11 protein-coding genes are annotated in these 12,345 nt (G+C 55.7%); 8 read left to right on the top strand and 3 right to left on the bottom strand.

The features are described 5' to 3' along the window. Positions 1 to 66 precede the first annotated feature (66 nt). From ACXAET_RS13645 to ACXAET_RS13655, 3 genes are all read left to right on the top strand, one after another. On the top strand, positions 67 to 1,299 hold the full coding sequence (locus ACXAET_RS13645; protein ID WP_475185953.1) for a polysaccharide biosynthesis/export family protein: 1,233 nt from the start codon (positions 67 to 69) through the stop codon (positions 1,297 to 1,299). 100 nt (positions 1,300 to 1,399) lie between these two features. Further along, positions 1,400 to 2,923, top strand: coding sequence for a hypothetical protein (locus tag ACXAET_RS13650; protein ID WP_475185954.1), 1,524 nt, complete (start codon positions 1,400 to 1,402; stop codon positions 2,921 to 2,923). Between the two features lie 77 nt (positions 2,924 to 3,000). Beyond that, positions 3,001 to 3,399 carry a GtrA family protein gene (locus ACXAET_RS13655; protein ID WP_475185955.1) on the top strand — a complete coding sequence of 133 codons (399 nt, stop codon included), beginning with the start codon at positions 3,001 to 3,003 and terminating at the stop codon, positions 3,397 to 3,399. Positions 3,400 to 3,425: 26 nt separating this feature from the next. On the opposite strand, the gene ACXAET_RS13660 is transcribed toward ACXAET_RS13655, so the two are convergent. From ACXAET_RS13660 to ACXAET_RS13670, 3 genes are all read right to left on the bottom strand, one after another. Next, a complete protein-coding gene (locus tag ACXAET_RS13660; RefSeq protein WP_475185958.1) occupies positions 3,426 to 3,671 on the bottom strand; it encodes a hypothetical protein in 246 nt (81 codons plus the stop codon). Beyond that, complete coding sequence (locus tag ACXAET_RS13665) at positions 3,661 to 5,049, bottom strand: GMC oxidoreductase (RefSeq protein WP_475185960.1); 1,389 nt, start codon at positions 5,047 to 5,049, stop codon at positions 3,661 to 3,663. The genes ACXAET_RS13660 and ACXAET_RS13665 overlap by 11 nt, the downstream gene beginning before the upstream one ends. A gap of 151 nt (positions 5,050 to 5,200) precedes the next feature. Beyond that, entirely contained in the window at positions 5,201 to 7,426 is a 2,226-nt protein-coding gene (locus ACXAET_RS13670; RefSeq protein WP_475185961.1) for a GumC family protein, read from the bottom strand. Between the two features lie 283 nt (positions 7,427 to 7,709). On the opposite strand from ACXAET_RS13670, the gene ACXAET_RS13675 reads away from it, so the two are divergent. The 5 genes from ACXAET_RS13675 to ACXAET_RS13695 all read left to right on the top strand — a co-directional run bounded on the left by ACXAET_RS13675 (position 7,710) and on the right by ACXAET_RS13695 (position 12,343). Next, positions 7,710 to 8,510 carry a WecB/TagA/CpsF family glycosyltransferase gene (locus ACXAET_RS13675; RefSeq protein WP_475185965.1) on the top strand — a complete coding sequence of 267 codons (801 nt, stop codon included), beginning with the start codon at positions 7,710 to 7,712 and terminating at the stop codon, positions 8,508 to 8,510. Positions 8,511 to 8,582: 72 nt separating this feature from the next. Next, positions 8,583 to 9,449 (top strand): sulfotransferase domain-containing protein, encoded by an 867-nt coding sequence (locus ACXAET_RS13680; protein ID WP_475185968.1) that lies wholly within the window; start codon positions 8,583 to 8,585, stop codon positions 9,447 to 9,449. 3 nt (positions 9,450 to 9,452) lie between these two features. Continuing rightward, entirely contained in the window at positions 9,453 to 10,424 is a 972-nt protein-coding gene (locus ACXAET_RS13685; RefSeq protein ID WP_475185971.1) for a sulfotransferase family protein, read from the top strand. Beyond that, a complete protein-coding gene (locus tag ACXAET_RS13690; protein WP_475185973.1) occupies positions 10,414 to 11,379 on the top strand; it encodes a glycosyltransferase family 2 protein in 966 nt (321 codons plus the stop codon). The genes ACXAET_RS13685 and ACXAET_RS13690 overlap by 11 nt, the downstream gene beginning before the upstream one ends. 1 nt (position 11,380) lies before the next feature. Continuing rightward, complete coding sequence (locus tag ACXAET_RS13695; RefSeq protein WP_475185974.1) at positions 11,381 to 12,343, top strand: glycosyltransferase family 2 protein; 963 nt, start codon at positions 11,381 to 11,383, stop codon at positions 12,341 to 12,343. Positions 12,344 to 12,345 lie beyond the last annotated feature (2 nt).

Here is a 12,345-nt window from a genome sequence, read left to right on the forward strand (position 1 = left end):
TTTTGTTCCGAGCCTGCCAAGTTCAGGTTTTCATCCTGGGTTCATACCCTGTGTGTAGGGGTTTGCTTGTTTTTTTTGACGCACGGTCCTGCCGCTGCGGACTACAGGCTTGAGCCCGGAGACCAGATTACTTTGTCCTTGACCGGCCTCGACGGCTTGTCTTTCGATGCGGTCGTTGATGCGCATGGAAACGTAAATCTGAAATGGTTGGGCCATTTTGAAGCTAAGGGTTTGCTGGCTGATGAGTTAGAAAGCCTCGTTCGGTTGGATGCGGCTGGCAAAATTGTCAAACAGTATAATGCGAATGGTGAAATCTATATCATTCAGCTGGATGGGGATGAGATTGAGGTCGCCCGCAACGGATATCGGCCCATCATAATCGGCGGCGATGTCGCGCGCACAGGGCAGATTGATTTCCGTCCGGCCATCACCGCACGTGAAGCTGTGGCGCTTGCTGGCGGTGTCCGCAGCATGCTGTTGGCAGATGATGTCACTATCGACCCGATACAATTGATGCGGTGGCAAACCACCTATGGGCAAGCAGCGCTGCAACACGCTCAGGCAATCGTTCAGGTCTGGCGCACAACGTCCGAGTTGCGGCAGGACCTGGACATGCCGCCACCGGCCCACGCCCAAGTCTCGGTGTCCAACGCGGTTCTGGACGAGTTGATTGCCGAGCAGATCAGGATCCGAGCCGTCAATCAGGAGAACGAAGCCGGTGAGCGGCGCTATTTCGAAGATGCCGAGGATCAGGCCGAGCAACGCATTGAAATCCTGAAAGAGCAGGAAGTCGAATTGGCCAAGGCTTTGGCGTCCGATGAAGAGGAAGAGGCCAGAGTGATTAGCCTGATCGAACGTGGGTTGGCCGCGGGATCAAGGATTGCCGATACGCGCCGGACCACCGTGTTGTCCGCTACGCGTTTGTTGGAGGTGGAAGAAGATCTGGCTGCCACAAATCTGGTTCTGACCAGATTAAAACGCGACCGTGAGCTGTACGAACAGCAGCGATCCCTTGTGTTGTTGCAGCAGCGTCGTGATGCGCATTTGGCCCTTCGCGATGCCAGCTTGCAAATGGATACGATTGCAAAATACTTGGCTGGTGCGTCCAGCGAGATCGGCACCGAAAGCCTGATCAGTGATATTGATTACTCGGTTACGATATTCCGGGTTGTCGACGGTGAGCTGCAGGAACTTCGGGCTGAGAAAATGACTCAGTTGCTTCCAGGCGACAGTGTCGAAATCTCGGTAGAGCAGGTGACACAGCAGACCATACAGCAAACAACACAATTGACTGAGTAACGACCTGCGGCACGGATCAGGTCATGTGTAAGTAAAGAGTTGGCCCAAGGTCCGCGTGTTTTGCGGGTTTTGAGGCGGTTTAAAAAAGTGAAGTTTTTTAATGGCGTATCTCAAAGCTAAGGCCGCGCCTCATTCGCAAGGCGCAAACCTGACGACGTTTAAGGCGTGCATCTTGGTGCTGTGCTTTGCGGTTATGCAGACTGTGCCTGCGGCGATAAATGGCTTCCCCTTTATTTTCTTCGATACGCGCGGTTACAACAATGCCGGCAAGGCGGTGGTAGAAACCATAGCGGGAAAGCTGTGGGTCGATGATGCGCCGGTTGCCAAGGCCGCCGCCCCGGAGGTTGATACTTCGGTCGAACAGACTGTAACGGCCGCACCCGAACAGCGCGCCATTCCGATGTACCGATCACCTTACTACGGCGCTTTGGTCTTTGTGTCTTTGCAAGCCGAAGCATTCCTCCTGGTGCTGATTCAATCGCTGATCGTTGGCTACGTAGCTTGGCTTGTGGTGCGGCAAATTTGTCCGGAAAACCCCGCGAAACCTTATTTGGTTACGGGTGCAATCTGTGCTGCAGTAACACCTCTGCCCTATTTTACGGCGTATGCCATGCCTGATGTGTTTGCTGCAGTGGTGCCGCTGTGCCTGTTTCTGCTGTGCTTTTCGAAAAGCAGCCTGACGAGGGTTCAAGTTGCAGTTTGCTGGGTCATTCTGGTTGCAGCGATTGCCATTCATAACAGCCACATTCTTTTGACTTTCGGTCTGTTGGTGCTGTTGGCGCTCATGTGGCTGTGGCCACGCGTTAAGCCACTGCTATCCGGTTGGCTCATGTCCGTTTTGGCTTTGGGCACCGGGGTGTCGGCAATCTTTGTCTTTGCTGTCGTTTCGCAAGTCGTGTTCGGCAGTTGGCCGCAGAGCCTGCCGTTCCTGACAGCCCGAGGAATCGAGGATGGCCCGGTGGCCGAGATGGTAGCAAATGATTGCGGCGGGCACGCGTTTGCAATCTGCGACGCCGCGCCTCTGGATACCAGAAGTTCGCAACTCTTTCTTTGGGACAGGAACGGCTATTACCAGTCTGCGGATGAAGCTACGAAGCGAAGGCTGAGTGACGAAGATTTCTCGGTCTTCCTGACTGCCGCGCTTGCAGACCCGATGATGCAGATAAAGGCTTCGGTTGGGAATGCGGCAAGACAATTTGGCATGTTCGGCTTGTACGAGTTCGACACTGCCAAACGGGTCTTGGCTGAAAGCGCGCCGTACTTCATGACTGGCTCTGGCCTGAGCAGATTTAGCGCATCGCTAGCCGTTGGTGGTGGCTATCCCTTCACATTCCTGTCGACGCTTGTCTATGCGTCTGCGGTTGTCAGTCTGATCGCCATTGCGTACATGTTTGGTGGCCGTTCATTATCAAACACGGCGGTGGCGCTGACCGTGTTGATCCTGGCAACACTGCTGATGAACGCCGTGATCTGCGGCGTGTTGTCGGACCCGCACCACCGATATCAGGCGCGGGTCATCTGGTTGTTGCCTTTCCTGGCAACATTGCTTGTGTTTCAACGCACTCAACATACTAAACCGATTCCGACCAAATCTTCCGATGAAAACTCCGATGCAAGGCTTTAGCCTCATTATATGGGGGATTTCATCGGTCGGCGTGAACGTGCGTCGAAAAAACAGAGTGTAAAGGCGGATTTCCAAGGATGCCCTCGTTCCAGTTCTTAAAATTCGCGATCGTGGGTGCAGTTGCCTTTGTGGTGGATGCCGGATTGTTGCTCATCGCGACAGAGGGTTTGAACTGGGCGCCAGAGGTTGCACGGCTGCTGTCCTTTTTGGGGGCTGTGACCACGACCTGGTATCTGAACAGAACCTATACGTTTGCGACCAAGGTGTCCCCGTCCGTGAAAGAGTTTATCAGCTATGTTCTGGCGATGAGTTTCGGGATGGCAGTGAACTATACTGTTTTTGTCGCCGTGATCAGGGTGAATGATATCGCCAGCACCTATCCTGTGCTTGCTTTGGTGCCGTCGACACTTGCAGGGATGGTCATCAACTTTCTGTTCTCACGCCGTATTCTGCATGAGGGTGACGTCCCAAAATAAGGATTGTGCCGCTGTTTCGGGGCGGTCTATTCAGATGCCTTCCTTTCCGCGATCTGACGTCCAAGTTCTTCGCGGTCTTCAGGGGTCAGAAGCCATTCGTCATCCTCCCGAATTGCCGAGGCAAGCTGATTGATATTCGGGCGTGATACGCCAAGAAGTCTCCGAACTTCGTCGCGAAATCGAAAACCAACAACACCTGTTACGGCACTGCCAACGGCGAAGCCACCAACTCCAAACAAAAGGTTTCTGCGAGATAACCTGTCAAACATCATTCGGCACTCCCAGTTTATCACCCAAACGCGCCGCAAGAGCCATCAGGGTCAACGTTGGATTGACGTGGCCGCTGGTCGTAAACACCGACGAACCGGCCACAAACAAATTCTCATAACCATGTACGCGGCAATCCGCATCAACGACGCTTGTGCGCGGCGAGGCCCCCATCCGCGTGGTTCCCATCGTATGGCCACCCCCGGAAACGCCGAACACGATCTTTTCGTTTGAGATGCGGAGCCGCCCGAAATCAGAGGCAATCAGACGTTCGCCCAAGGTCTCAACAAAGGTATCGGCGGCCCGGAAGCTGCGTGTGCCGAAATGGAAATACGTCCGCAGGTTTTTCAAGCCTGAAGGATCAGTTCCTTGCGTCACGGTGACTCTGTTTTCCGGCTCGGGGTCCATTTCCGCCACAACGATGGTTCCGTATGCAACAGCGTCTTCCCCCCATTTGCGGGCAAACATCGCTTCGACGGGATCGTCGGAATTGAGACGTCCCTGGTACAGGGCGATGGACACGTCCAGCCCGCCGACTTTTTGATACAGGTCTTCGTCAGCCTCAAGCACATCCAGCCGCTCACCAAACCCAGCAGGAACCGCCGGAAGCTGGAAGTTGCTGTTGACGATTAGCTTTGCGCAATCCGGAAAATGAGGATGCTCCATTAAGTAGCGTCCAACCTGATCGGTCTCATTGCCGACTGCAGGCCCGCTTTCAGGTTGCGAGCTGAGAAGAATTTGGGCGTTACCCATGCCGCCGGCTGCCAGAACAACGGCTTGTCCCGGTCGAAGATTGATTTTCTTGACCTCACCCCCGAGCGTGTAGATCGAAATGGCCTCGACCCCGCGGCGGTCGCCCCTGGGGTGCAACTGACTCAGCGTCGTTCCAAGTGCCATATCCGCTGTGGGAAGCTGTTCATATAGCTGCGGTTCCCGGATCAGGCGCAGAGCCTCCTCGGTGGACTTTGGCCGATACATGAAACCGGGCGCAAATGCAGAGGAATAGGTCAGAAACGGATCAGCCCTGCCCAAAAGCGTTGCGGCGATACCGTAGTAGGGCTCTAAGTCCTTGCGCGCAATTGGCCATTGCTGAAAGTTGCGCTCGGTCATCGGCGAACAGTGGCCCGCCCAAACGGCTGACGTCCCACCCAATGCGCGCACCCAATGCAACGGCCAATGCGATCCTTCCAGATGCCCGCGACCCCGTATGTTGGCGAAATTGGACTGGACGTCTTCGTTGTAGTCGGCTTCTCCGGTCTCTAGCATGATGACGGTCTTGCCGTGAACACCAAGACGGTGTGCCATTGCATAGGCGGCAAGACCGGAGCCCGCGACAATCACATCGTAAGTATCGAAATCTACTTCACTCGCTAAAACCTGCAAACTGGTTACTCACTTTTCAAAAAAACGGTCGTTCGGCGGTGCCGTAATGGTAATCGATACCTTTGAACGACCGTATGATTTTTTCCGGTTTAGGTGCTCAATCCTCACAAAAGACGGTGGGTCGGTAGACCTAAGATAGGATATGAGCCCCTCAACCGAAATTTGGGTCGCCATAAAGTTTTGCCTTCTTCAGGTCGACGCGTGTCGCCACCAATGCGGATGGTCGCACGCCCACATTTTCCAGTTCTCGGATCGCCTGCAACATCGAATTCTCGCGGGTACTGTTCCATCGGGTAAACAACAGGACGCGGTTGGAGATTTGCGACAGATAAGCCGATTCCACAGCCGATAGCAGCGGCGGGGTATCCAGAAGAATGACGTCATACATATTCGACAGCGAATACAGTAGATCAAGGAACGCCGGTGAGCATAAAAAATCTGCGGCGACTGTTTGGGCCTCTTCTCCCTCGCCGCAGATCAGCGGCAGGATATCCAGCCCCGCCTGCGGGCTACCGACAACATAGTTCAAAAGAAACTCCGGATCTGTTCCGGCGTGTTGCAATGCGTCGGGCGTTAGTCGGGAATAGTCGCGATAGGCCGAGGTCAGCGTATCGCAATCTATAATCAGAGTACGGTAATTCGCCTTGGCGCAGACAGCGCCCAACAACAAAAGTGATGAGGTTTTGCCCTCGTCCGGCAGCGCGGAAGCACCCGAAAAGATCACGCATTGCGTGTCTGAGTTGGAAAGCTTGTTCTTTCCATCCGAACGGTTCGAAAAAATCATGCTGGTTTGTGCCGCAGGCTCGCTTTGCGTGTTCGAAACGCGAAGACCCACATCGCTGCTGGCAAGCAGCTTGCGACCGAAATGCTGCATCTCCGGGTCCAGCTTGCCGTCATGGATAAAAAAGGTCTCAAACGGCGGGTCTTCTTTGGCCTCGGGCACAATCGCAGACAGCTTGGCCCCGGTTGTGCTTTCGTATTCATATGTGGTCCTGAGCCGTTTCTGGAAGACCTCACGCAGAATGACTCCGATCAGACCAAAGAAGACGATCGCGAACATGGCAAGGATCGCTGTTTGCGAGCGTCTGGGTTCCGACGGATCAATAGCAGGCCGAGCCCGTTCGATGATATGCGCGCCCGCATCCAGATAGTCGGCCTGTTCCGCCCTACGGCCCAGCTGTGAAACGAAATCCCGGTAGATAGTTTCGGTTACCAGGATCTCGTTTTCTATCCGTTTGGTGACCGAGTCGTGCTGCACTTGCCGAGCCTGCTGTTCGCGGAAGGTTTCGATACTTTGTTGCAGGCCGACCAGTTGGGCATTCAATTGATCTATATTCCGTTCGGCGGATTGCTGTATCGCATCCAGCGCGGTGATGGCCGCATCGTCTGTGATGTCGCTGCTGGCACTGCGTGACAACAGCCCGACCTGGGCGGCATAATCAACTGCTTCGCGCAGATTGCCCTGATTGCGCAACTCGGTGATCGTGTTTGTTTGCTCTTGAAGCTCAAGCAGGGATGCGTTGGCCAGTGAAGATCGCCGTTCCGCCTTGATTCTTTGTGCCTTGATGGTTGCATACTCATCAGGGGAATACGGCGTTTCGATAGAGTGCGTCTCAAGGTCCGAGCTGAGCTTGTTCAAATCCTCCCGCAACTGACCTATGCGTATGGCCAACCAGCCTTGCGATTGCCCAAGCGCCTCGCGCTTCATTCTGGTCAGAACGGTCAGGTATTCCGATGCCAGGCTATTGGCGATCTCAGCGGCCTTGTGTTTCGACTTGGCGGTCACTCGAATTTCGTATACGGCCGATAGGTCCCCGACCTGTTCAATACGCCTTGATCTTAGCAGGTTTTCAACGGCCGCCTCGCGGCGTATCTCTTCCTCGGAACGTGTATCGCCGTCAGCAGCCGCATCGTCACCGCCCGAGAACGTATCGACCAAAGCATTCTTTAACCCGCGCGCCAGCGCGATCGGGTTCAGGGTAATTCCGCCTTCCTCTCCGGCAAACTCGGGATCGTTTTGCAAATTCAGGCGTTCGACTACGCTTTCAATCAGGTCTGTGGACCGCAGCAGCTGCAATTCGCTTTCCAGGGATGTCAGCGACAGCGGCAAGCCCGAGACCTGCGGCGTGAACGCCGTTTCCGTCTGCACACGGGTTTCGATCATGACCTTGGCGCTTGAGGTGAAGCGTGTGTCGGTCGTGTAGGTGAATAGATATGCCAAAACCCCACCGCCAAAAGCCAGCGCCAGAATCCACAGAATGGATCGGCGGACGGCCCAGGCAACATTGGACAGCATTCTTAGCTCGGGATCGCCGGCAGCGGCTTGCCCTACACCCGATAACTCTACGTCCAGTCCTCTGCGATACTGATCAGTCATAACTCATAACAACATTTGGCACAGATATAGTACAGGTCAGCCCGGTCGCGTCTGGCGGACAACACATTGCGTCACCGCCATCAGTCTGCGGGCCAGAAAAATTCAACAATGCGTAGAGCAAACCACAATTGACGGTGAAAAGTAAGCAAGTTTGACAGAAAACGCGCAAATACACACAGTATTCGAAACAATCCGGCTTAGAACCGATGAATTTCCTAGCAAGAATCGATGGGCCTGTTAACCTGATTTCACTTTCGTTGTTTGTTACCAGTTGGCTTTGTACATGAATAAGATCCTTGATAGACGCCTACCACATGCCTTTGTCGGGGGCATGCAAGTTGCAATCGCGGGTGCCGACGAATTGACAGACGTCATGCTTGAGGACGTGCAGCGGCGGCGGTGCGGTAAACTCAATCGTGCGACGACTGTCTTTTCGTCAAACGCACAGGCGATTTCGCTGTATGAGAGCGATGTAGATTTCGCCAAAACAATGGATTTGGCCGATATTATCCATGCGGACGGCCAGATTGTTGTCTGGGCGTCGCGCTTGTCATATGGCCGTTTTGGCATCCCCGAACGAACCGCGACAACGGATTTCATCCACTCGGCGGCCAAGGTCGCTGCAAAGAACGGTCTGAGTTTTTATCTGCTGGGCGGTGTTGAAGAAATCAACCGTGACTGTGCCGAAAAGCTGACCCGGATGTATCCTGACCTGACCATAGCCGGACGGCGACATGGCTATTTTGATCCGTCCGAAGAAGACGAAGTCGTGGCTGACATCAATGCCAGCGGTGCAGATATCCTGTGGGTCGGGCTGGGTAAGCCGAAAGAACAGTTTTTTGCGGAACGGGTTGCGACAAAACTGACGCATTGTGCCTGGATCGTGACCTGTGGCGGGTGTTTCCACTATATTGTTGGCGATTATGCACGCGCTCCGGAATGGATGCAAAACCTTGGATTGGAGTGGTTGCACCGTGTCGCCACAGGCCCGCGCCATCTGGCTCGCAGATACATGCGGACCCTGCCTCATGCGCTCAGCATTGTGTTGCGCAAGGACGTCCCCAGTCGTTTTGGCCGCAGGTAGGGGCAGACAGCCGCCATAGGTTTGAGTCTTACCGCCACCCGCGGTCGGTTGGTGTGTTTTGAAAGGTTCGCTGTGAGTAAGGTCGAGTTCATTGGAATCGGTGCGCAGAAAGCTGCGACGACCTGGCTGCATCATGTCCTGTCGGATCATTCCGCCGTGACCATGGGCGACACCAAAGAGCTCAACTTCTTTACCGCAAATTACGACAGGGGCTACATCTGGTATGAAAGCTGTTTCGCTGATGGCCCCGCCGGTACGATCAAGGGCGAGTGCTCTCCGACATATTTTTTCAGTCTGGACGCCCCGCAGCGGGCAAGGGACTACAACAAAGACCTAAAGTTGATCTGCATCCTGCGCGATCCGGTTGAAAGAGCTTATTCCAACCATTTGCATGAAATCCGCAAAGGGCATATCGCATCCTCCATCTCGTTCGAAGACGCTCTGGCAAGGAATCCGGCCTATGCGCGGCAAAGCCAGTATAAAACGAACCTTGAACGTTGGCTTGCCTGTTTTGACCGAAGCGCGTTGTTGTTGCTGTTTTCCGAGGATGTTTCGGAAAACCCCAAGCGAACATACGATCAAATCTGCCGCCACCTTGCGATTGCACCCGACCCGAACCCGGCTTCGCTGTCTGATCGCCAACATGAAACCGTAACGTATCGGAACCCTGCTGTGCAGCGTACTCTACGCCGTGGAGGTGATATGATGCGGTCCCTGGGAATGCGAAGTGCTGTTCGGACGGTGAAGGGTTTGCCGGGCCTGAAACACGCATTGTCCATGAACAAAGAGCATCTGAAAACCAAAATAGCACCGCCAAAGGATGAGACGCGCCAGAGGCTGACCGACCTCTTCACTCCCGATATGGAGTTTGTGGCGCAGGTCACGGGCCGTTCGGAATTGCCCTGGCAGACTTGGCGCGAGCGGAAGGGTGACGTGTAACCCATGCGATTGAGTCAGGCCGCCCAGACCTTCGGAGAGATGCGCATCAACCAGATGGGTCATATCGCGCGGCGCCTTCTCGGTGCCCGGTTTCTGGACATCGAAGACTTCTTGCCACCGATTTCCCCGGATGAGGGCGTGCGCCTTGCAGCCTTGGCACGCAGTGCACGCGGCAAGATCAACACTCCGATCCTCGTACTCGGGGTCATGCCGCGCTCGGGCACGAATTTTGTTCGCGATCTGGTGGCCATGCACCCGGATGTGGCGGCGGATGCCGGACGGCTTTATGAGTTTCCACTACTGCATGCGGCGGATGATGCAGTAGCGTTTGGGCGGGATTTCCTCAGGTATTTTCCGCGAAACGGCGAGGTTCTTGAGAAATACGATCTTCTGGCGATGTTGGCCGGGGCGTGGTTTCGGGAATTGCAGGCGCAGGCGCCGGACAAGCACATCCTGCTGAAATGTCCACATGTGCATAACCTGACCCTCGCGCCCTATATCTTCCCGGACGCCAAACTGATCCTGTGTCTCAGGGATGGGCGCGATGTGGTGGACTCAACGCTCAATACCTTTTCGCGGTATTCCGTGACTCGCAAAACCTTCCGCCAGTTGGCGGATGAGTGGCGACTTGGAACCGAGGCCATAACAACCTTCGCCGAAGGCGGCGCGAATGAGACCGAAGACGCGGTGGTTGTGCGGTATGAGGATATTGTCGCTGACCCGCAGCTTTTTGTTACGAACATGCTGGCCCATACCGGGCTGAACCCGGAAGTTTTCCCCTGGGATAGGGTCGATCAGTTGCCGGTGCGCGGGTCGTCACGGTCAAACGCGTCAGACGACGCGCGGTGGCAGCCGCAGGCAAAAGCCGCAGATTTTAACCCGGTCAAGCGCTGGGCGGCCTGGTCGAAGGCAGACAAAGCCCGGTTCGACAGGCTGGCAGGGCGCGCATTGGAGCTTGCCGGGTATGAGCGGTGAACGCAGAACACAACCCGGCCCGCATGTGGCCATTTGCGTCGCAACGTATCTGCGTCCGCAGGGGCTGCGGGCATTGATCGAAAGCCTGAACGCGCAAAGCATTATCGATGAACGGGTACATGTGACGCTGGTGATCGCCGACAACGCGCCCGAAGCCACGGCTCAAGCAACGTTGGGGGATATCCAAAGCCTGTCGAACTGGCCGGTGATCTATGTGACCGAGCCGACTCGAGGTATCGTGGCGGCCCGGAATCGCACTTTGTCCGAAGTACCCCGGGATGCCGATTTTGTTGCTTTCCTTGATGATGACGAAGAGGTTTCGCAAGTCTGGCTGGCAGAAATGCTCAGAACTATGCGCCTGCCCGACACGGTCGCAGTTCAGGGCCCGGTTGAGCCGCGCTATAGGCAAGCCCCGCCAGCCTGGGTTGATACCCTGAGCTTGTTTCGTATGGGACCCTATGATCAAGGGGTGGAATTGGTGTCGGCGGCGACCAACAATTCGATGGTGCGGGCGGCCGTCATCCGTGATCGAAAGCTGCGGTTCGATCCGCGTTTCAACATCACGGGCGGTGAGGACGAAGAGTTCTTTACCCGTCTGCGCGACGGTGGTGGCACGATCCGCGCGGCGGCAGATGCTCTGGTCTGGGATGACGTTCCCGAAAACCGCACCACGATCCGGTGGCTGGGGCGGCGTTGGTTTCGCAAGGGCAACACGCTGAGCCGCATTGCCCTGATCCGACGCAAGGCTGTTGGGATGCGGGTGGTCAAAAGCCTTGGCGCCTTGGGGTGGGGGTGCACGATGTGCCTGTGTCTTGGCTTCGGCTCGCAGGCCAGGTGGTTTCGCGGCCTGCTGGAGATATTTCGGGGCGCTGGCATGATAGCTGGCTTGTTGCGGTTTGAATTCGCTGAATACAGCAACACAGCTGTAAAGGTCGACCGGGTCGGGGGCCGATAACATGCAGCACACCACGTTTTCGATCATCATCCCGGCCCGAAACATGGAGCCGTACATCGCTGAAACGCTGGACAGCGTCAGCGCTCAGAGCTTTGGGGCATTCGAGGTGATTTGCATCGATGACGGCTCGACTGACCGAACGGCCCGCATCATTGAAGACTTTATCCGGCGCGACGTCCGTTTTCGCGTGGTGAAAGGGCCGTCAAAGGGTGTCAGCGCAGCGCGAAACATGGGCCTAACACACGTGAATACGGCCTTTGTTCTGTTTCTTGATGCTGACGATCTGCTGCACCCCGAAACGTTGCAGCGCTACTATGACACTCTGACACGCACCGAAGCAGTGGGCGCGCTGGCCGGTGTGCAGCGTATGTCTGTCGACGGCCATGTCATGCGCGGCACGGATAACAGGGCACTGGTTCCTGCTCAGGATCAGCTGGACGCGCTGTTGTGCAAGAATTTTGTGGTGAATGGCGGTGCTCTGGCGCTTCGGACTGACAGTGCAAAGCGGGTAGGCGGATATGACGAAAGCCTTGTAAAAGGCGAAGATTGGGAGTTCTGGTGCCGTATCGCGCTGCTGGGAGAGTTCGCCGTGGTCGAAGGGCCGCCGCTGCTGCGTTACCGACAGGTGGCCAGCGGGGCCAATCATCAGGCGCGCGGGTCCGTTTTTGCCCGCCGTGTGCCCAGCATTCAGAAGGTTGCGGCCAATGCGGATATGAAGGCGCGCTACGGGTCAAGGCTGCGTCGACTTTTGCGCAAGCGTCAGATTGATATCTTTTGGTCAGGCGTTCGCAACCAATTCCAATATGGGCGCAAGTCGACCGCCGTTTTCGAAGGCCTGTGCGGCGCGGTTCTTTATCCCGATAGCCTGCTGCGACCAAAACTGATCTGGCGGTTCCTGAAAAGTTTGGACCGCCGCGCAAATCAAGGGACCGTTACACCCGGTAAAAGCGAAGGGAGGCACTGACA

Source organism: Ruegeria sp. AWH4_226, assembly GCF_056159225.1.

Excerpts from the sequence above, each read along its gene's own strand:
- ACXAET_RS13650 (WP_475185954.1), top strand. The coding sequence starts at position 1,400 with ATGGCGTATCTCAAAGCTAAGGCCGCGCCTCATTCGCAAGGCGCAAAC.
- ACXAET_RS13655 (WP_475185955.1), top strand. The coding sequence starts at position 3,001 with ATGCCCTCGTTCCAGTTCTTAAAATTCGCGATCGTGGGTGCAGTTGCC.
- ACXAET_RS13660 (WP_475185958.1), bottom strand. The coding sequence starts at position 3,671 with ATGATGTTTGACAGGTTATCTCGCAGAAACCTTTTGTTTGGAGTTGGT.
- ACXAET_RS13670 (WP_475185961.1), bottom strand. The coding sequence starts at position 7,426 with ATGACTGATCAGTATCGCAGAGGACTGGACGTAGAGTTATCGGGTGTA.
- ACXAET_RS13675 (WP_475185965.1), top strand. The coding sequence starts at position 7,710 with ATGAATAAGATCCTTGATAGACGCCTACCACATGCCTTTGTCGGGGGC.
- ACXAET_RS13685 (WP_475185971.1), top strand. The coding sequence starts at position 9,453 with ATGCGATTGAGTCAGGCCGCCCAGACCTTCGGAGAGATGCGCATCAAC.
- ACXAET_RS13690 (WP_475185973.1), top strand. The coding sequence starts at position 10,414 with ATGAGCGGTGAACGCAGAACACAACCCGGCCCGCATGTGGCCATTTGC.
- ACXAET_RS13695 (WP_475185974.1), top strand. The coding sequence starts at position 11,381 with ATGCAGCACACCACGTTTTCGATCATCATCCCGGCCCGAAACATGGAG.